This is a genomic window from Hymenobacter oligotrophus, from assembly GCF_003574965.1.
Classification (GTDB): Bacteria; Bacteroidota; Bacteroidia; order Cytophagales; family Hymenobacteraceae; genus Solirubrum; species Solirubrum oligotrophum.
In genome coordinates this window covers 383,158-401,722 of the sequence record NZ_CP032317.1, presented here as the reverse complement: position 1 = coordinate 401,722, position 18,565 = coordinate 383,158, and the positions used below count along the sequence as shown (strand labels likewise).

General features: G+C 60.4%; 17 protein-coding genes. 12 read left to right on the top strand and 5 right to left on the bottom strand.

Translation table 11 applies throughout. The features are described from left to right. Nucleotides 1-35: 35 nt before the first annotated feature. The 5 genes from D3Y59_RS01630 to D3Y59_RS01610 form a co-directional block, all read right to left on the bottom strand. Complete coding sequence (locus D3Y59_RS01630; protein WP_119443449.1) at nucleotides 36-1,007, bottom strand: deoxyhypusine synthase family protein; 972 nt, start codon at nucleotides 1,005-1,007, stop codon at nucleotides 36-38. A gap of 149 nt (nucleotides 1,008-1,156) precedes the next feature. Continuing rightward, the gene (locus D3Y59_RS01625; RefSeq protein WP_119443448.1) at nucleotides 1,157-1,660 is read right to left on the bottom strand and encodes an STM3941 family protein; all 504 of its coding nucleotides are present in this window, start codon (nucleotides 1,658-1,660) and stop codon (nucleotides 1,157-1,159) included. A gap of 5 nt (nucleotides 1,661-1,665) precedes the next feature. Continuing rightward, nucleotides 1,666-2,211 carry an ATP-dependent protease subunit HslV gene (gene hslV, locus D3Y59_RS01620; RefSeq protein ID WP_205590862.1) on the bottom strand — a complete coding sequence of 182 codons (546 nt, stop codon included), beginning with the start codon at nucleotides 2,209-2,211 and terminating at the stop codon, nucleotides 1,666-1,668. A 114-nt stretch (nucleotides 2,212-2,325) separates the two neighbouring features. Beyond that, nucleotides 2,326-4,149, bottom strand: a complete 1,824-nt coding sequence (locus D3Y59_RS01615; protein WP_119443447.1) for a pyruvate dehydrogenase complex dihydrolipoamide acetyltransferase — start codon at nucleotides 4,147-4,149, stop codon at nucleotides 2,326-2,328. Between the two features lie 81 nt (nucleotides 4,150-4,230). Then, nucleotides 4,231-4,845 carry a histidine phosphatase family protein gene (locus tag D3Y59_RS01610; RefSeq protein WP_240410470.1) on the bottom strand — a complete coding sequence of 205 codons (615 nt, stop codon included), beginning with the start codon at nucleotides 4,843-4,845 and terminating at the stop codon, nucleotides 4,231-4,233. An 82-nt stretch (nucleotides 4,846-4,927) separates the two neighbouring features. On the opposite strand from D3Y59_RS01610, the gene D3Y59_RS01605 reads away from it, so the two are divergent. The 12 genes from D3Y59_RS01605 to D3Y59_RS01550 all read left to right on the top strand — a co-directional run bounded on the left by D3Y59_RS01605 (nucleotide 4,928) and on the right by D3Y59_RS01550 (nucleotide 18,409). Then, nucleotides 4,928-5,374, top strand: a complete 447-nt coding sequence (locus D3Y59_RS01605) for a hotdog fold thioesterase (protein ID WP_119443445.1) — start codon at nucleotides 4,928-4,930, stop codon at nucleotides 5,372-5,374. Continuing rightward, complete coding sequence (locus D3Y59_RS01600) at nucleotides 5,371-6,576, top strand: chorismate-binding protein (RefSeq protein ID WP_240410468.1); 1,206 nt, start codon at nucleotides 5,371-5,373, stop codon at nucleotides 6,574-6,576. The genes D3Y59_RS01605 and D3Y59_RS01600 overlap by 4 nt, the downstream gene beginning before the upstream one ends. Nucleotides 6,577-6,716: 140 nt before the next feature. Then, the gene (locus D3Y59_RS01595) at nucleotides 6,717-7,289 is read left to right on the top strand and encodes an REP-associated tyrosine transposase (protein ID WP_119443443.1); all 573 of its coding nucleotides are present in this window, start codon (nucleotides 6,717-6,719) and stop codon (nucleotides 7,287-7,289) included. Nucleotides 7,290-7,424: 135 nt separating this feature from the next. Next, nucleotides 7,425-9,266 (top strand): 2-succinyl-5-enolpyruvyl-6-hydroxy-3-cyclohexene-1-carboxylic-acid synthase, encoded by a 1,842-nt coding sequence (menD, locus tag D3Y59_RS01590; RefSeq protein ID WP_119443442.1) that lies wholly within the window; start codon nucleotides 7,425-7,427, stop codon nucleotides 9,264-9,266. Between the two features lie 9 nt (nucleotides 9,267-9,275). After that, nucleotides 9,276-10,100: a 1,4-dihydroxy-2-naphthoyl-CoA synthase gene (menB, locus tag D3Y59_RS01585; RefSeq protein WP_119443441.1), complete on the top strand. Its 825-nt coding sequence runs from the start codon at nucleotides 9,276-9,278 to the stop codon at nucleotides 10,098-10,100. 96 nt (nucleotides 10,101-10,196) lie between these two features. Continuing rightward, nucleotides 10,197-10,529, top strand: coding sequence for a DUF6370 family protein (locus tag D3Y59_RS01580; RefSeq protein ID WP_205590861.1), 333 nt, complete (start codon nucleotides 10,197-10,199; stop codon nucleotides 10,527-10,529). 333 nt (nucleotides 10,530-10,862) lie between these two features. Further along, nucleotides 10,863-11,417, top strand: coding sequence for a cupin domain-containing protein (locus tag D3Y59_RS01575; protein WP_119443440.1), 555 nt, complete (start codon nucleotides 10,863-10,865; stop codon nucleotides 11,415-11,417). Between the two features lie 199 nt (nucleotides 11,418-11,616). After that, nucleotides 11,617-12,471 (top strand): class I SAM-dependent methyltransferase, encoded by an 855-nt coding sequence (locus D3Y59_RS01570; protein WP_119443439.1) that lies wholly within the window; start codon nucleotides 11,617-11,619, stop codon nucleotides 12,469-12,471. A gap of 285 nt (nucleotides 12,472-12,756) precedes the next feature. Then, nucleotides 12,757-13,722: a sodium-dependent bicarbonate transport family permease gene (locus D3Y59_RS01565; protein WP_119443438.1), complete on the top strand. Its 966-nt coding sequence runs from the start codon at nucleotides 12,757-12,759 to the stop codon at nucleotides 13,720-13,722. A gap of 421 nt (nucleotides 13,723-14,143) precedes the next feature. Continuing rightward, complete coding sequence (locus tag D3Y59_RS01560; RefSeq protein ID WP_119443437.1) at nucleotides 14,144-14,572, top strand: hypothetical protein; 429 nt, start codon at nucleotides 14,144-14,146, stop codon at nucleotides 14,570-14,572. 164 nt (nucleotides 14,573-14,736) lie between these two features. Next, nucleotides 14,737-15,855: an AMP-binding protein gene (locus tag D3Y59_RS01555; RefSeq protein WP_119443436.1), complete on the top strand. Its 1,119-nt coding sequence runs from the start codon at nucleotides 14,737-14,739 to the stop codon at nucleotides 15,853-15,855. A 379-nt stretch (nucleotides 15,856-16,234) separates the two neighbouring features. Further along, on the top strand, nucleotides 16,235-18,409 hold the full coding sequence (locus D3Y59_RS01550; RefSeq protein ID WP_119443435.1) for a dipeptidyl-peptidase 3 family protein: 2,175 nt from the start codon (nucleotides 16,235-16,237) through the stop codon (nucleotides 18,407-18,409). The last annotated feature ends 156 nt before the right edge of the window (nucleotides 18,410-18,565 follow it).

Sequence of the window (18,565 nt, the reverse complement as noted above, 5' to 3'; positions counted from 1 at the left end):
TTCCGCAGCGGGCTTTTTATTGCTAGTTAAGCCAATTACTGACCCAACACCATCGCGAAGATCAGCGGCGCCACAATGGTAGCGTCCGATTCGATGATGAACTTCGGGGTATCTTGGCCCAGCTTACCCCAGGTGATTTTTTCGTTCGGTACGGCACCCGAGTACGAGCCGTACGAGGTGGTCGAGTCGGAGATTTGGGCGAAGTAGCCCCACAGCGGCACGCCGGTGCGCTGCAAGTCCTGGTGCAGCATCGGCACCACGCAAATCGGGAAGTCGCCGGCAATGCCGCCGCCAATCTGGAAGAAGCCCACGGTACTTTCCTCTTGCGCGTTTTTGGTGTACCACTCGGCCAGGTACATCATGTACTCGATGCCGGTGCGTACGGTGTGCACGTTCTTGATGTCGCCCGAGATTACGTGACCGGCGAAGATGTTACCTAGGGTCGAGTCTTCCCAGCCCGGGCAGATGATGGGCAGATTTTTCTCGGCAGCGGCCAGCATCCACGAGTCTTTGGGGTCGATCTGGTAGTGCTGCTCCAGCTCGCCCGACTTCAAGATTTGGTAGAAGAACTCGTGCGGGAAGTACCGCTCGCCGGCTTTGTCGGCCTTCTCCCAGAACTTCAGCACCGAGTGCTCGAGGCGGCGCATGGCTTCCTCTTCCGGAATGCAAGTATCCGTTACGCGGTTCATGTGGCGGTCGAGCAGGGCTTGCTCGTCGGCCGGCGTAAGGTCGCGGTAGTTGGGCACACGCTCGTAGAAATCGTGCGCTACTAGGTTAAAGATGTCCTCCTCGAGGTTGGCACCCGTGCAGCTGATGATATGCACTTTATCCTGGCGAATGAGTTCGGCCAGCTGAATGCCCATCTCGGCGGTGCTCATGGCACCGGCCAGGGTAATCATCATCTTGCCACCTTCGGCGAGGTGCTTGTTGTAGCCTTCGGCTGCGTCGATCAGGGCAGCAGCGTTGAAGTGGCGGTAGTGGTGCTTGAGGAAGTTGGTTACGTTCATCGAGTCAGAGTTCGGTAGTAGAGGGTGTGCGGTGTACAATCAAAATGAAGCCCGGAATCGTTCAACGGGTATACGCAACATCGACGATTCTGAACTGCGTGCTATTGCCCCTAGGTTGCTAACAAAAGAAACCCGATACGGGCAGTGGTTTAAGTTAAGGGGCGCTGCAACTGGGCCGCGGCGCTTTGCTTTAGGATGTACTCCAAGAGCTGCTCCGGGTTAATGTCTACGCCGCTCAGGTTTATGGAGATGGTGGTAAAGCCAAGCGCATGGTTGGCGTTTGCCAGTTTACGCCGCAAGGGCGACAACCGACCAACGTATTCCTCCTCGTTGTGCAGGTGCAGGCAGATGAAATGCTCACGGTTAACGGCATTTACATAAGCGTCAGCAATGTCGGTCCAACGGATGAGGCCTACTCCCAGCGTTCTATCCAGGATGCCTTCATCCGTGATCCGCAGCCTCGGACGCGTATCGACCATTTGCCAGATGCCAACGGCCGCGCACGCGCCAAAAAACAGGATGCTGACCAATCCCAACCCCCATTTATCTGTTTTTACTAGCAACCAAACCCCCATGGCCACAAACGCAAGCCCACCAAACGTGAGCAGCGCGTGGCGCCAGCGCGAGTTGTAGTAAATCAGGTCCTCAGTCATGAGCGTTAGGCCGTTTGGCTTGGCTCTTCGATGATGATGTTGTGGTTGGTGTAGATGCAGATATCGGCCGCAATGTGCAGGGCTTCTTCTACCATCTGGCGGGCCGTGAGGTGCGGCGCGTGCTTTTTGAGGGCCAGCGCAGCAGCCTGCGCAAACATGGCGCCCGAGCCTATGGCGGCCACGTCGGAGTCGGGTTCCAGTACGTCGCCAGTGCCGGCTACAATCAGCAGCTCGTCTTTGTCGGCCACCACCATCATGGCCTCCAGCTTGCGCAGGTATTGATCCTTGCGCCAGTCCTTGGCTAGCTCAATGGCCGCGCGCTTTAGGTTCTGGCCGAATTGGCCCAGCTTCTCCTCAAAGCGTTCCAGCAGCGTAAAGGCATCGGCCGTAGAGCCGGCAAACCCCGTCACGACTTTGCCGCCGTGCAGTTGCCGAATCTTGCGGACGTTGTTCTTGGCTACGTGCTTATCCATGGTGGCCTGGCCATCGGCCCCCACGGCTATTTCGCCGTTGTGCCGAACACCTAGGACGGTAGTTGAGCGAATTCTCATTTCAATGATCAATTAACAATGAGCAATGAACAATTGACCTGAATCAAACGGCGATGAGCAATGAGCTTGGCCGCACGACCATTGCTCATTGCTCATCGCTCATTGTCCATTCAATCAAATCAGCATGCGCATGGGGTCTTCCAGCAGGCTTTTCAGCGTCTGCAGGAAGGCGGCGCCGCTGGCACCGTCAACCACGCGGTGGTCGCACGAGAGGGTCACTTTCATGATGTTGCCCACCACGATCTGACCATCTTTTACCACCGGCGTTTGTTTGATGCCACCCACGGCCAGAATGCACGCATCGGGCGGATTGATGATGGCCGTGAACTCCTCGATGCCAAACATGCCTAGGTTCGAGATGGTGAAGGTGTTGCCTTCCCACTCCGAGGGCTGCAGCTTTTTGCTCTTGGCTTTGCCGGCCAGGTCTTTCACCTCAGCGGCAATTTGCGAGAGGCCTTTCTGATCAGCGTTGCGGATTACAGGCACCAACAGGCCTTCTTCCACGGCTACGGCCACCCCAATGTTGTACACCTTGTTCTGGCGAATCTTGTCGCCGAGCCACGACGAGTTGATGGTCGGGTGCTGCTTCAGGGCTACAGCCGAAGCCTTGATAACCATGTCGTTGAACGACAGCTTCACCGGCGACAGTTCGTTGAGGCGCTGACGGGCTTCGATGGCTTTGTCCATCGAAATTTCCATCGTGAGGTAGAAGTGCGGCGCCGAGAACTTGCTTTCGGCAAGGCGGCGGGCAATAACCTTGCGCATCTGCGACACCTGCGTTTCGGTGTAGGTGCCTTCGGCAGCGGCGGGAGCCGCCGGCGCAGGTGCAGCAGCCGGGGCCGGAGCCGCTTGCGCAGCGGGGGCCGGGGCGGCAACGGCTTGCGGAGCCGGAGCAGCCTGAGGCTGCGCGCCGGGCTGCACGTTCTCGAGGTCGCGCGAAACGATGCGGCCGTTTTCGCCCGAGCCCTTCACAGTGCTAAGGTCGATGCCTTTCTCCTGCGCAATGCGCTTGGCCAGCGGCGACACGAACAAGCGGCCACCCTGGGGCGTGCCCTGCGAGGTTGCTTGGCCTTGCGAGCCAGCCGGCACGGCAGCACCACCCGACGATTGGCCAGTAGCCTCGGCGCGGGCCTGGATGTCGCGGTCGGTTTTGGCTTCCTCCAGTTCCGAGTTGGCGCGAACGTCGTCCTGCTCGGCTTCGCCGGCGGCTGAAGGCGTAAAGCCTTGCTGCTGGCTGCCGCCCGAACCACCACCTAGGAGCGCGTCAACGTCGGCACCTTCTTCGCCGATGATGGCCAGCACCCCGTCGACTGGTACCGATTCGCCATCCTTCGGGCCGATGTACAGCAGCGTGCCGTCTTCGTAGTTCTCCAGCTCCATGGTGGCCTTGTCGGTTTCCACTTCGGCCAGAATGTCGCCCGATTTTACTTTGTCGCCCACCTTCTTGAGCCACGAGGCAATTACGCCCTCGGTCATGGTGTCGCTCATTTTGGGCATGCGCACCACTGTAGCCTTTTTGCCGTTGCCGGCGGCGGGCTTAGCCGTAGCGGTGGCAGCGGCTGCCGGGGCGGCGGCTTGCGGCGCGGGGGCAGGTGCGGGCGCCGGAGCAGCGGCCGGAGCCGGAGCAGGTGCCGGGGCAGGCTGTGCAGCCGCTCCGCCGTTGCCGCCAATTTGGCTAAGCAAGCCAGAAATATCTTCGCCTTCTTTGCCTACAATGGCGAGTACGCCATCAACCGGCACGGCTTCTTTCTCTTTCGGACCGATATAGAGCAAGGTGCCGTCTTCGTAGTTCTCCAGCTCCATGGTAGCCTTATCGGTTTCTACCTCAGCCAGGATATCGCCAGACTTTACCTTGTCGCCCACCTTTTTGAGCCACGCCGCAATGACCCCTTCGGTCATCGTGTCGCTCATCTTGGGCATTTTTATGATTTCGGCCATTTCAAGTCGTCAGTTGGGTTCAAGCCGCCAAAAATAGACCGTATTTCTTGCGGGCACAAACCAGAAGTTATGCAATCGTTATCAGCCCAAATGCTGGGTATCCATATACGAGCGTACGCTGAACATGGAGCCCGTGAAATGCACTTGATACAAGCACAGGTTGCGGTGGTCAAACAAATCCATGGCGCTGAGCGGGTAGTTGAGCAGCTGGCACAGCAGCACGCGCATGGCCCGGCCGTGCATGCACACCAAAATGGTTTCTTCGTGGGGGCGGCCGCGTAGTACCTCCTCAATAAAGGGGCGTTGGCGGGCGGCCACCTGATCGGGGCTTTCGCCGCCCACAAACGACAGGTGCGTTTCGCCGCGCTGCCAGGCTTTCAGGATGCCGTGGTACTCGATGTCTTCTTCGGGCGTGATACGCGTGCCCTCGCGGTTGCCCCAGCTGATTTCGTCGAGGGCGCGGTGCTGCTCGTGGGGCAGGCCGGCATCCAGGAAGGGCTGCACCGATTGGCGGGTGCGCATCAGCGTAGAGATGTACACCCGATCGAAGGGCACATGCTGGTAGGCGTTGTAAAACTGGGCGGCCTGGGCCACGCCTTGCTCGTTGAGGGGAGCATCGACGCCGCTGCCCTGCACAATGCCGCGCACGTTGAAGTACGTCTGGCCGTGGCGAATGAGATAGATTTTCTTGACCACGCAGTTTCGGGGCGTAGTTTTGTTGAATAAGGGCCCGAAAGTACTGCTTTGCGGGCCGCCGAACATTTTTTGCTGATACGCGATGCTGCCTGCCTCCTTCCCTACCCTTGCCGAACTCAACGCGTGGTGCCGCAACACCATGGGCGAAACCTTGGGCATTGAGCTCACGGCTGTGGGCGAGCGAATGATTGAAGGCCGGATGCCCGTGGATCACCGCACGCATCAGCCGATGGGGCTGCTCCACGGCGGCGCCTCGGTGGCCTTGGCCGAAACGCTGGGCAGTATTGGGGCAGTGCTGCAAGTAGACCGTACGCGGCAGGCTTGCGTGGGGTTAGAAATCAACGCCAACCATCTGAAAGGGGTGCGCTCGGGCTACGTGGTGGGCCGCGCCGAAGCCATTCATGTGGGGCGCTCCACGCAGGTGTGGGAAATCCGGATTCGGCACGAAGAAACCGACGCCCTGGTGTGCATCAGCCGCATTACCATGGCCGTGATTGACTTGCCGGCCGCTAAAGCGCCGCAATCGTGAGCAGCCACGCGGTAGCCGAAACCGTTGCGCACGCCACCGTGCGGCGGCTGATTGCCCTGGCCTTGCGCCACGGCGGCTCGGTGGCTTTGTGGCGCTTGCCCAATGCCACGGCGCCGGTGCTGTTGCTCAGCCTGCGCCCTCTGCACTTATCGGGCTTGCCGCCTTCGCTCGAGCCCTCGGCGCAGGCCGGTTTTGCCTTTTACCCTTTTCAGGACAGCGACACGGCCGAGGCCTTGCTGTTGCCCGCCGATGCCGTGCTCGACCTCTCGGCCGGCCAGCAACTTACGCTTTCGCATGGCCTGCCGGCCGAAGCGGCCGCTGCCGTACAACGCGTGCTGCACGACACCACTGCGCCGGAGGAGTTGCCGTGGCACGTGAGCCCGCAACCCTTCCCCCACACCACCGACCGCGAAGCCTACGAAGCATTGGTGGCGCGGGGCGTGGCGGCCATTCGGGCGGGCGAAGTCACGAAAGTCGTATCGAGCCGGGCTGCCCGCCGGCCGCTGCCTACTGGCTTCGATGCCCTAGGTGCTTTCGATGCGTTGTGCCGCCAGCACCCTCGGGCGTTTGTGTCGCTGGTAAGTGCGCCGCAAGCGGGCACTTGGCTGGGCGCCACGCCCGAAATTCTGGTAGAAATCGACGGCGCGGAGTTCCGCACCATGGCTTTAGCGGGCACGCAGCCTATTACGGAGGAAATGACGGCTCAAACGGCCGTGTGGCGCCAGAAGGATATTGAGGAGCAAGCCCTGGTGGCGCGCTACATCGTGAATTGCTTTAAGCAATTGCGCTTGCGCGACTACGACGAAACCGGACCGCGCACCGTGGCCGCCGGCAACTTGCTGCACCTGCGCACCGATTTCCGCGTCGATCTGAAGCGCAACCGCTTTCCGACCCTGGGTACGGACATGCTGCGCCTGCTGCACCCCACCTCGGCCGTGGGCGGCATGCCCCGCGAGGCGGCACTCAGCTTTTTACAACGCCACGAGGGCTACGACCGCACCTACTACAGCGGCTTCCTAGGTCCGGTGAACCTGCCTACGCCGGGCATTTCGCGCTTGTTCGTGAATCTGCGCTGCATGCAGTTACGCCCCACCGAGGCCATTCTGTACGCCGGCACGGGCCTCACGGCCGAATCGGACCCCAGCCGCGAGTGGCAGGAAACAGAGCTGAAGCTGCGCACCGTAGGCTCGGTGCTGGATTAGCAGCCAGAGCTGTGGCGCGGAGTGGTACTCCGCGGGCGGCCAAAAGCCGCCATTCGGTACCAGACTCAAACGTACCAGAGCCTTTATTGGCGCTGTTGGCGCCACGCAGAGTACCACTCCGCGCCACTAACTACCCTTTTATGTCCTTAACGCACTATCGGCGCAACCTACCGCATATCCTCCCGCCCAACGAAACCGTGTTTGTTACCTTCCGACTCGCAGGCTCCGTGCCAGTGGCAGCGCTAGAACAATGGCGCTCAGAACAAAGCAAGACGGGACAGCAACCCACGTACGGACAAACAGATACATGGCTCGACAGCAAAGCCCCCGCCGTGGGGCCTGATTGGCTTCGCCTACCCCAACTAGCCAATGTAGTTGGCGAGGCCCTGCACTTTCGGCACCCAAAAGACTACACGCTTTGGGCCTATTGCGTCATGCCGAATCACGTGCACTTCGTGGCCACTATTGCCAATGAAACAGTCGGTTTCGTGCACACTTTACAAAGCCTGAAAGCCCGTACTGCCCGGCGCTGCAATGCCCTACTGGCGCGCTCCGGTCCTTTCTGGCAAGACGAAAGTTACGACCATGTCGTACGACGAAGCGGTGAGGAAATGCAGCGCGTTATCAGCTACATTCTCCATAATCCAGTAAAAGCGGGCTTGGTTGCCGATTGGCAACAATGGCCCTTTTCTTATCTGAATCCTGAATGGTGAACAACTGTGGCGCGGAGTGGCACTCCGCGGGCAGCGGAAGGCTGCCATCCGGTGCTGCACGATCTTTTATTGGCGCTTGCAGCGCCACGCGGAGTACCACTCCGCGCCACAGTTTAGCCACTACCTTTGTTGTCCATGTCAACGCTCCAGCCCATCCACAACATCGCCGAGATCTGTGCCCAGCACGGCATCACCGATGTGGTGTTGTCGCCCGGTTCGCGCTCGGCGCCGCTTACCATTGCCTTTGCCCGCCACCCCGATCTGCGGGTGCGGGTGGTGCCCGATGAGCGCGCCGCCGCATTCGTTGGCCTGGGTTTGGCCCAGGCGCAAGGGCGGCCGGTGGCGTTGGTATGCACCTCGGGCACGGCAGGCCTGAACTACGCGCCGGCTGTGGCCGAGGCGTACTTTCAGCGGGTGCCGTTGGTAATATTCACGGCCGACCGCCCCCCGGAGTGGATCGACCAGCTCGACGGCCAGACCATTCGGCAGACCAACCTGTACGGGCGCCACGCCAAGGCGGCCTTTGAGTTGCCCGTCGACTTCGCGCACCGCGATGCACAATGGCACGCCACACGGTTGGTAAACGAAGCCATCAACCTAGCGCAGGAGTTTCCGCAGGGCCCGGTGCAAGTGAATGTGCCCCTGCGGGAGCCTTTTTACCCGGCCGCGGGCGAAGAAATCAAGTACGAGGCCGTAAGGATTAGCGGCGAAGTTGCCGGTGCGCCGCAACTTCCCTCAGGCGAGTTGGACGTGCTGCGTACGCAGCTGCGCCAAACCAAGCGCGTGCTGGTGGTGGCCGGCCAACACCCCGCCGACGAACCCCTGCTGCTGGCGCTGCGCCGCCTAGGTGCAGCCTACCAAATACCCGTGGTGGGCGACCTGATTGCCAACGTGCACCTACCGGTCGGTCCCGATTACGACGTGCGCACCGCGCCCCTAGGTCGGCAGGACGTATTTATGGCTGTGCCGGAGCAAGGACTAAAGGAAGCCTTGCGCCCTGAGCTGCTCATTACCTTCGGACAGTCGCTCATCTCGAAGGCGCTCAAAAATTACCTGCGCGACTACGCCCCGCAGCAGCACTGGCACGTGCAGCAGGCCGGCCCCGTGGCCGACACGTTCCGCTCGCTCACGCGCATTATCCGCATGGAGCCGGCTGCTTTTTTCGAGGCGCTGTTGGCTGATCAACCCAAGACTGCCGAAGCCGAATTGGCCACTGCTATGGCTGGCAGCAAACCAACTCGCCTTACGTGGCAAGGCCCCGGCTCGGCCCGCGACGAAGCCGCGGCACCCAAAGATGCGTTTACTACGCCGTGGCAGCGCGCCAACGGCTGGGCTACCGGCTTCCTGGCGGAGTTTATGCAGCAACCGCAGCAGCCTTTCAACGAGTTTACGGCTATTTACCGCGCTTTGCAGCAGCTGCCCGACCGTGCCGCGCTGCACTTGGCCAACAGCATGGCCGTGCGCTACGCCAACATCCTGGGTGTGCCGGCCGAGCGAGCCATCGAGGTGTTTGCCAACCGCGGTACCAGCGGCATCGATGGCTGCAACTCCACGGCCGTGGGTGCCGCCCTCGCCAACCCCGAGCGCCCGGTGGTGCTCCTTACCGGCGACGTGGCGTTCTTCTACGACCGCAACGCGTTCTGGCACAACTACCCCACGCCCAACCTCAAAATCATCCTCATCAACAACCACGCGGGCGGCATTTTTCGGCTGATTGATGGCCCGCGGCAGCAGCCCGAGCTGGAGGAGTTTTTTGAGACGCGCCAGCAGCTCACGGCCGAAAATACGGCCCGCGACTTTGGCCTAGGTTACCACACCGCCCGCACCTTCGCCGAACTAGATAAGGCGTTGCCGGTTTTCTTTGCGCCCACTAAAAAAGGCAACGCGGCCGTGCTCGAACTCACCACCGATTCGGCCACCAACGCGGCTTTCTTCGAACAATACCGTGCGGCCGTGCGCCGTGCTTTCTCTGCTTAATCTTCTTCTATGTCCCAGCAAGTTACCTGGACGCCGATCAAGGAATTCAAGGAAATCCTGTTCAGCTACTACCAAGGCATTGCCAAAATCTCCATCAACCGCCCGCAGGTGCACAACGCCTTCACCCCGCTCACGGTGCAGGAAATGATTGAGGCAATGGACATTTGCCGCAACCGCACCGACATCGGTGTTATCATCCTCACCGGCGAAGGCGGCCAAGCCTTCTGCTCGGGCGGCGACCAGAGCGTGCGAGGCCACGGCGGCTACGTAGGCGACGACACCGTTCCGCGCCTGAATGTGCTCGACCTGCAAAAGCAAATCCGCTCCATTCCGAAGCCGGTGGTGGCCATGGTGGCCGGTTGGGCCATTGGCGGCGGCCACGTGCTGCACGTGGTGTGCGACCTGTCCATTGCCGCTGAAAACGCCCGTTTCGGCCAGACCGGCCCCAAAGTAGGCTCGTTCGACGGTGGTTTTGGCGCTTCGTACCTGGCGCGCATCGTGGGCCAGAAAAAAGCCCGCGAAATCTGGTACCTCTGCGACCAATACAACGCCCAGGAAGCCCTCGACATGGGCCTCGTAAACAAAGTAGTGCCCCTGGAGCAGCTCGAAAGCACCACGCTCGAATGGTGCTTCAAGATGCTGGAGAAAAGCCCGCTGGCGCTGCGCATGCTCAAGTCGTCGTTCAACGCCGAGCTCGACGGGCAAGCGGGTATTCAGGAGCTGGCCGGCAACGCCACCTTGCTGTACTACCTCTCCGAAGAAGCCAAAGAAGGCAAAAACGCCTTCATGGAGAAGCGCAAGCCCGACTTCTCGAAGTACCCCAAGTTCCCCTAAGCTCAGGCGCTTGTAATCTTTGGCCCGCATCGCACACCGATGCGGGCCTTTTTTACTTTCGAACCGTACTCAAGTCCTGGCCTGCAACCCTGCTCTATGAAGCTCTTGACAGTTCTTTCGCTGCTTACTGGCCTAGCGGCTCCGGCGTTGGCCCAAACCACTCCTGCCGTGCCCACACAGGTGGTAGAAGCATCGTGCGGGCAATGCCGCCTGGGGCTGCCCGGCAAAGGCTGCGACCTAGCCGTGCGCATCGAGGGCAAGGCGTATTTCGTTGATGGCACCTCTATCGACTCCCACGGCGACGCGCACGCCAAAGACGGTTTTTGCAACAGCATTCGCCGAGCCGAGGTAAGCGGCAAAGTGGTTAAAAATCGTTTTGTCGCTACGTCGTTCCAGTTGCTACCCGACTCGGTAGCTACAGACCGATAAATCGACTAACAACGCTACGCTGCTTTTCGAATTCGATCAGGAAGCTCAGGAGGTTGAAACGACTTCATTAGGAACAGTAAGCCCGGCTAAGCACTACACCTAGGCGCAGCAAAGGCCCGCACAAGCGAGTTGTGCGGGCCTTTGCTGCGCCTAGGTGGCGTTGGCGTCGATCACCCTTAACAGCTCAACCATTTGGCAACCACATACTTATGCGATTGATACAGCTCGCACCATGTAGCACTTTTGCATTAGGCTAACGCGCTGATGCACAACAATTACCTGGGGCATTTGCGGCAAGGTTAGCACGGTAAAACCAACTCTCTTCTTACCCCGATGAACATCACGTACCCGCACGTTATCGAAAACTGCATTGGCGAAAAAATCATCTTCCACCGGGTGCAACCGGAGCCCGATGGCGACCGGGTGCTGGTGCAGAACTTTGTGCAGCCGGGTATTGGCCCCGTGATGCACACCCACTGGCTGCAAGATGAATGCCTAACGGTGCTGGAAGGCCGCATTGGCTACCAGGTGCTGGGGCAACCAAAGCAGTACGCCGGCCCCGGCGATACGGTGCTGTTTGAGCGGGGTACGCCTCACCGCTTCTGGAACGCCGGCGACGACGTGCTGCATTGCGAAGGCTGGATTAAACCCGCCAACACCATCGTGTTTTTCCTCTCAGCCATTTACGCCGCCCAAAACAAGAGCGGCACCGCCGAGCCCGAGCGCTTCGACGGAGCCTACCTGATGCAGCGCTACGCATCGGAATACGACTTGCCCGAAATACCCGGGTTTGTGAAGAAGGCCATCATTCCGGCTACCTACCAACTGGGCAAGCTACTGGGCAAGTACGAGCACATGCAGGATGCTCCCGATCCCATTAGGGCGTAACCAACCCTAGGTCGATTACGCTGCCAGCACCTCCAGAGCCTACGCCGGCAACGTGCGTAGGCTCTGGCTTTTGTAGGCTTACCAAGTACGCTACATCTGCCCGCTCCCCTATTTATGTGATTGCGCTTTGGATTGATAAACAAGATCTTATACAAGGATCAGTGTCTCCTATTTCCCCAACCTCAAACAGCCGCACCGCATGGAAGCTCAACTAGAACAAATCCGGGAACAGCAGAAAGAAACCTGGAATAAGTTTTCGCCGGGGTGGCGGAAGTGGGATGATTTTACCATGAACTGGCTGAAGCCCATGGGCGACGAAATCATTCGCGTTTTGCAGCTTCGCAGCACCGATGTGGTGCTGGATATTGCTGCCGGCACCGGCGAGCCGGGCCTTTCCATTGCCAAAATCGTGAAGGATGGCCTTGTGGTAATTACCGACCTAGCCGAAGGCATGCTGGAAGTAGCCCGCGACAACGCGGCCAAGCGCGGCATCCGCAACTACGAAACCGTGGCGTGCGATGTGTGCGAGCTACCCTTCTCCGACAACACCTTCGATGCCATTAGCTGCCGCATGGGCTTTATGTTTTTCCCCGACATGCAGCTGGCAGCCCAAGAAATGCAGCGCGTGCTGAAGCCCGGCGGGCGCATTGCGGCGGCCGTGTGGGGCACACCCGACCAAAACCCCTGGGTAACCATGATTATGGGCACCATCAGCAAGCACATGCAGCTGCCGGCACCGCCGCCCGGTGCGCCGGGCATGTTCCGGTGCGGTAGCCCAGGCGTGTTGGCCGAAATCTTCCGGCAAGCCGGGCTTGTGAACGTAGCCGAGCAGGAGCTAACCGGCAAGCTAAAAGCCGGCAGCCGCGACAACTACTGGACGTTTATGAACGAAGTGGCTGCGCCCGTGGTAACTGCCATGAGCAAAGCCGACAGCAATACCCAGGCCAAGATCAGGAGCGAAGTAATGGAGCTAGTTGATCAGAAATACCCCGACCACCAAGCTGCCATTGATTTTGGCGCGCGGGTTGTCTGCGGCCAAAAGCCGCAAGCATAAGCTGCGTGCGGGCGCTGCAAAAGTTACCCGAACTACGCTGCGCGGGCCCCGGCAACGGTGCAGGTGCTGAGGCCCACGCAGGCAACGCTAGCATTTGACTACGCCACACGGCGCGAGCAGCGGCGGCACCCACAACAAGAAGCTGTATAATCACAGATGATAGTTTTACTATTATTCGCTTACTTGCGGCCGTTTTCCAGCCCAGGTACACCGGCCACCCGGCGCTACGGCACCGGCCACGGCACCTAGGGCATGGGGCATCGTCTGAACCGCCCATTTTCCCGCATGGATTTACAGCTACTCATCTCCAACCTCACCAACCCCACACTGCTGTTTTTTGCCTTGGGCATTGTGGCCACGGCCGTAAAGAGCGATTTGGAGATACCGCCTACCACCAGCAAGTTTATTTCGCTGTACCTGCTGTTTTCCATCGGTTTTAAGGGCGGGCAAGAGCTGGCGCACAGTCCCTTCAGCACCGAAATACTGTACTCGTTGCTTTTCGGCTTGCTCATTGCCTCGCTCATTCCGCTCTACACCTTCTTCATTCTGAAGCGGCGCCTGAGCAACAGCGACGCGGGCGCCATTGCGGCCGCCTACGGCTCGGTAAGCGCGGTTACGTTCGTGTCGGCGGTGTCGTTTCTGGAGGCGCAGCAGCTCAACTTCGGCGGGCACATGGTGGCCGTAATGGCCCTGATGGAGTCGCCGGCCATCATCGTAGGCGTGGTGCTGATGATGCGCAACGAAGCCCCCACCGACGATGCGCAGTCCAACTTGCGCTCCATTGTTCAGCACTCCTTCACCAACGGCAGCGTGCTGATGGTGCTCGGCAGCTTGTTTATCGGCCTCATTGCCGACACCAAGCAAGCCGACGGCATCAAGCCCTTTACCACCGACATCTTTAAGGGCTTCCTTGCCATTTTTCTGCTCGAAATGGGCATGGTAACGGCGCGGCGTTTTTCGGCTTTTACGCGCTACGGCCGCTTTGTAACGGTGTTTGCGGTGCTGGTGCCGGTGCTCAACGGCTGCCTGGTGGCTGGGGCCAGCCACCTGGTTACCGATAGCGTGGGCAACCGCTTCATCTTCGCCATTTTGGCCGCCAGCGCCTCCTACATTGCCGTGCCCGCCGCCATGCGCCTAGCGGCACCCAAAGCCGACCCCGGCCTGTATATTCCGATGGCACTAGGCGTTACGTTCCCCATCAACATTACCCTAGGTATGCCGCTGTACTTCGCCATCGTGCAGCACTCGTAGGCAGGGCAGCCCCGGACGCAGGCGCCGCAAACTACTTTTCTCTTGGAAGCCATCAGCCCGTTACTGCCCCGCCGGCAACGGGCTGATGGCGTTTTCTAGGGCGCTACCTCCACGTTTTTGCGGCAGCCTTCGAAACACCGCAGGCGCCGCCGCTCGGGCCGCCGCTGCGGGTGGCCGGCAAATCGGCGCTGCTGCTGGTGCCGGCGGGCACCAGCAGCAGCGCCGATGGTGTTTCAGTGGCGTTTATCGCTCGATTACCTGCTCCTACCTCGTCGTTGGCGGAATTTTATCGGGCGCCGGAGTAGCGGCCCGCGCGTTGGGCGCTGGCTCGGCCGGCTTTGTTTGGCTGAGTGGCAACACCTTACCCTTTCGGCCTGCGTAAGTACGGAGCAGGAGCCCACCCACCAGCCGAAACGCCTTCATGGAGCCCATTCGCCTCACCCAAATCATACATGTGGTGCAATACCTGCTGCAAGCAGCGCTAATGGCGGCCTTGGTGATGTGGGCCGGCGGCGGGCTGAACGGGCCTGGGGCTGGGCCGCCGCCTTCGTTGGGGCCGTACGTAATTCTGGCTGCGCTGCTGGTGCTGATGGTCGGCAGCAGCCTCTACACTATTTCGCGCTACCTGCGGCCCAACTTGCGCCGCCCCAGCGCCGAAAACCACCGCGTGTTCCGCAGCCGCCTGATTTTGCGCAACAGCCTACTGGGGCTGCTGGCCTTGCCGCCCATACTGCTGTACCAAGAAAGCGGGCATTTTTTTGATTTGCTGTACTACGGGGTAATGTTTGCGGGGCTGGTGGCCCTCAACTGGCCCACGGCGCGCGGGTACCAGCAGTGGCTGATTTCTTAGCCGCCGCGGCCGGGCTCCTTGCCGGCGGGCTGCGGCTTGTGCTCTAGGTAGCACCGTGTTTCCGAAACCCAGGCAACCAAGGCGGTATTCGCGGTGCATCCTTTCTTTTGCAATGCCGGTATCAGCTATCGGCGTCTAGTTTGTCGCCCCGTATTCTACGCTGCATGCCCGCTACCACCCTCCCTGACTCGCTGCTGCTCAACGGCCGCCGCTATTCCTACGCCGAAATTCAGGAATACCCCGCCCACGCCGGCGGCGAAATCAACGGCTACGAAGCGCGCGTGCTCGATTACTGCCGGCAGTGGCTGAACGGGGCGCAGGAATTTGTGCTGACCACCTCGGGCTCCACGGGCACGCCCCAACCCATTACGCTGCGCCGTAGCCAGCTGGTTGCCAGCGCCGAGCGCACCATGCAGCACCTAGGGCTGGGCCTCGGGCACCGCATGTTGGTGTGCCTTAACTGCGAGTTTATCGGCGGGCTGATGATGCTGATTCGGGCCCTGGAACACGGCCTGCACCTCACCATCACCGAGCCCGTTTCCAACCCGTTTGCCCTGCTCCCGCCCGTTGCCGAATTCGATTTTGCCTCGTTTGTGCCGCTGCAATTGCGCACGGTGCTGGAGCACGGCCACGCCGCTCGCCTCGAGCAAATGAAGGCCATCCTGATTGGCGGCGCGGCCGTCGACCGCTCGCTTACGCAGCTGGCCGGCACCCTGCAGGTGCCGCTCTACCACACTTACGGCATGACGGAAACCTGCTCGCACATTGCCCTACGCCGCCTCAACGGCCCCGATGCCTCGCCCTACTACCGCGTGCTGCCCGGCCTGCACGTAGAGCAAGACGAACGCGGTTGCCTGGCTATTCGGGGCGATGTAACCAACCAGGAGCTTATCCAAACCAACGACCTCGTGCGCTTTGCCGAAAACGACCACCACTTATTTGAGTGGCTCGGCCGCGCCGATTTTATTATCAACTCGGGCGGCGTGAAAGTGCCCGCCGAAAAAGTGGAGCAGGTGCTCGAAATAACCCTGGCCGAGCTCAACCACCTAGGCCGCCGCGCCTTTGTTACGGGCCTGCCCGATGAGCGCCTAGGCCAGCAGGTTACGGCCATCATCGAAGGCGAACCGCTGGCCGAAAACCAGTGGGCCGAAGTAGCCGACAAACTGCGCCAGCGGCTCGGCCGCTACGAAGTACCCCGCGCCGTGCTTTACGTGCCCACCTTTGCCCAAACCGCCAGCGGCAAGCTCGACCGGCGCAGCACCTTGCAGCACCTAGGGCTGTAGCGCGGTGTAGCGCGGACTTTGGCTACGCCGACCTACGGTTGTAGTCCGCGTCCCTGGATAGTAATTTCTATTTCCGGACCTAGGGCGGTAGCGCGTGTAGCGCGGACTTCAGTCCGCGTTGGCGTGAACGATTGGCAACGGGCGAAGACACGCGCACTATTTTGTGCTGGCAAACGCGGGCTGAAGCCCGCGCTACACCGCGCCGAGCCGCGTAACAATTAAGATAACTACTGGGGGCGCGGACTACAACCGAAGGTCGGCGTAGCCAAAGTCCGCGCTACTGCTTGGTGCGCCATTGCGGCGCCGTATTTGCGTTGTGATTTGGCAAACCGAATGCGTTGCTTTGCGCCGGCTTTTGCTTGCCATTTCTCACTTACCCATGAAAAACACCCTTTTCCGCCACGCTACGTGGCTTCTGAGCCTCGGCTTGGCGGGTTGCGCGGCTGCCACCACCCAACCAACCACCGATGCGGCTGCTTCGGCTACTTCCAACGCTGTAAACGGCCTAGGCGCCGATGTTGCGGCCGCAGCCACGCCCGCTGCTCCGGCGGCTACGTCAGCTCCCGAAGAATCCTTTAAAGTTGTTACCGAGCAGTTTGCCGATTTGCGCGTGCTGCGCTACCAGGTGCCGGGCTTCGAGCAGCTCGAGCCCCAGCAAAAAGAGCTGCTGTACTACCTGTACGAAGCCGCCTTGGCCGGCCGCGACATCAGCTACGACCAAAACTACCGCCACAACCTGCGCGTGCGCCGCACCCTCGAGGCCTTGTGGGATGCCAACCAGCAACGTATGGCTAGCTCCTCGAACACACAGCAGGTAGATCAGGCCCAGAAGTTTAACGTGTACGCCAAGCGCGTGTGGTTCAGCAACGGCGTGCACCACCACTACAGCACGCGCAAGTTTGTGCCCGAATGCTCGCGCGAGTACTTTGCCGAGTTGGTGCGCGGCGTTGATAGCAAGTCGCTGCCGCTGCTGCCCGGCGAGTCAATCGATCAGTTCCTGGCCACCATCACGCCCGTCATCTTCGATCCGACCCTCGATGCCAAGCGCGTAAACCAGGAGGCTGGGCAGGATTTGGTAAAAACCTCGGCCAACAACTTCTACCAAAACCTGACGCAGAAAGAGGTAGAGGATTACTACGCCAAGAAAATCAACAAGAAAGACCCACGCCCGATTTCCTACGGCCTCAACTCGCGGCTCGTGAAGGACAAGTCGGGCAAGATTGTGGAGCAGCCCTGGAAAGTGGGCGGCCTCTACAGCCCGGCCATCACGCAGATTGTGTACTGGCTGGGCAAGGCCGCCGATGTGGCCGAAACGCCGGAGCAAAAGTTGGCCCTGCAAAAACTGGTGCAGTACTACAGCTCGGGCGACCTGAAGGTGTGGGACGACTACAACATTGCGTGGGTGCACGATACCAAGTCGCGCGTGGACGTGGTAAACGGCTTTATCGAGGTGTACGGCGACCCGCTGGGCTACCGCGCCTCGTACGAATCGGTGGTGTCGTTCAAAGACCTGGAGGCCACCAAGCGCATCAAAGCCATCGGCGACCAAGCGCAGTGGTTCGAGGATAATTCGCCCATCAAGCCCGAGCACAAAAAGAAAAACGTGGTGGGCATCACGGCCAAGGTGATAACCACCGTTGTAGAGTCGGGCGATGCGGCCCCGGCCACGCCCATCGGCATCAACCTGCCCAACGCCACCTGGATTCGCAAGGAACACGGCTCGAAGTCGGTGCAGCTCGGCAACATCGTGGAGGCCTACGACCAAGCCTCGGCCGGGGGCATGCTCGATGAGTTTGCCTACTCCGACGAGGAGAAGCAGCGCGCCCGGCAGTACGGCTCGCTCGCGGGCAAGCTGCACACCGATATGCACGAGGTAATTGGCCACGCGTCGGGCCAGCTGAAGCCCGGCGTGGGCACCACCAAAGAAACCCTGAAAAGCTACGCCTCGGCCATTGAGGAAGGCCGCGCCGACCTGGTGGCCCTGTACTACCTCATGGACCCCAAGCTGATTCAGCTGGGCGTGGTGCCCAACCTGGAGGTGGGCAAAGCCGAGTACGACAGCTACATCCGCAACGGCCTGATGACGCAGCTCTCGCGCCTGGCCCTAGGTGAAACCGTGGAGGAAGCGCACATGCGCAACCGCCAGATGGTGGCCAAGTGGGCTTACGAGAAAGGGCAGAAGGACAAGGTGATTGAGAAGGTGCAAAAGGATGGTAAAACCTACTTCCGCATCAACGACTACGACAAGCTGCGCAACCTCTTCGGCCAGCTGCTACGCGAAACCCGGCGCATCACGAGCGAAGGCGACTACAACGGCGCCAAAACCCTCATCGAAACCTACGGCGTGAAAGTGGACCCGGCCATTCATAAGGAGGTGCTGCAGCGCTACCAAAAGTTGAACATTGCGCCCTACGCCGGCTTTATTCAGCCGCGCTTGGTGCCCGTAGAGCGCGAAGGCAAAGTGGTAGACGTGAAGCTGGAGTACCCCACCGACTTTGCCCAGCAAATGCTGGAGTACAGCCGCAAGTACTCGTTCTTGCCCAACGCGAACTAACGACCTAGGGCCCAGTTGTCATGTCGAGCAACGCGAGACATCTGGGGTGCTGACGTAGGGCCCCACCCCTCCGGGAGAAGGGGAGCGGTTAGTATCTGGCGTCAGCACGCGAGATGTCTCGACAAGCTCGGCATGACCGTTCTGGGGCTCGACAGA

Coding starts and splice junctions, on each gene's coding strand:
- menD (WP_119443442.1), top strand. CDS start 7,425: ATGTCAACGCTCCAGCCCATCCACAACATCGCCGAGATCTGTGCCCAG.
- D3Y59_RS01625 (WP_119443448.1), bottom strand. CDS start 1,660: ATGACTGAGGACCTGATTTACTACAACTCGCGCTGGCGCCACGCGCTG.
- D3Y59_RS01560 (WP_119443437.1), top strand. CDS start 14,144: ATGGAGCCCATTCGCCTCACCCAAATCATACATGTGGTGCAATACCTG.
- D3Y59_RS01570 (WP_119443439.1), top strand. CDS start 11,617: ATGGAAGCTCAACTAGAACAAATCCGGGAACAGCAGAAAGAAACCTGG.
- D3Y59_RS01630 (WP_119443449.1), bottom strand. CDS start 1,007: ATGAACGTAACCAACTTCCTCAAGCACCACTACCGCCACTTCAACGCT.
- D3Y59_RS01615 (WP_119443447.1), bottom strand. CDS start 4,149: ATGGCCGAAATCATAAAAATGCCCAAGATGAGCGACACGATGACCGAA.
- D3Y59_RS01605 (WP_119443445.1), top strand. CDS start 4,928: ATGCTGCCTGCCTCCTTCCCTACCCTTGCCGAACTCAACGCGTGGTGC.
- D3Y59_RS01550 (WP_119443435.1), top strand. CDS start 16,235: ATGAAAAACACCCTTTTCCGCCACGCTACGTGGCTTCTGAGCCTCGGC.
- D3Y59_RS01575 (WP_119443440.1), top strand. CDS start 10,863: ATGAACATCACGTACCCGCACGTTATCGAAAACTGCATTGGCGAAAAA.
- D3Y59_RS01565 (WP_119443438.1), top strand. CDS start 12,757: ATGGATTTACAGCTACTCATCTCCAACCTCACCAACCCCACACTGCTG.
- hslV (WP_205590862.1), bottom strand. CDS start 2,211: ATGAGAATTCGCTCAACTACCGTCCTAGGTGTTCGGCACAACGGCGAA.
- D3Y59_RS01580 (WP_205590861.1), top strand. CDS start 10,197: ATGAAGCTCTTGACAGTTCTTTCGCTGCTTACTGGCCTAGCGGCTCCG.
- D3Y59_RS01555 (WP_119443436.1), top strand. CDS start 14,737: ATGCCCGCTACCACCCTCCCTGACTCGCTGCTGCTCAACGGCCGCCGC.
- D3Y59_RS01595 (WP_119443443.1), top strand. CDS start 6,717: ATGTCCTTAACGCACTATCGGCGCAACCTACCGCATATCCTCCCGCCC.
- menB (WP_119443441.1), top strand. CDS start 9,276: ATGTCCCAGCAAGTTACCTGGACGCCGATCAAGGAATTCAAGGAAATC.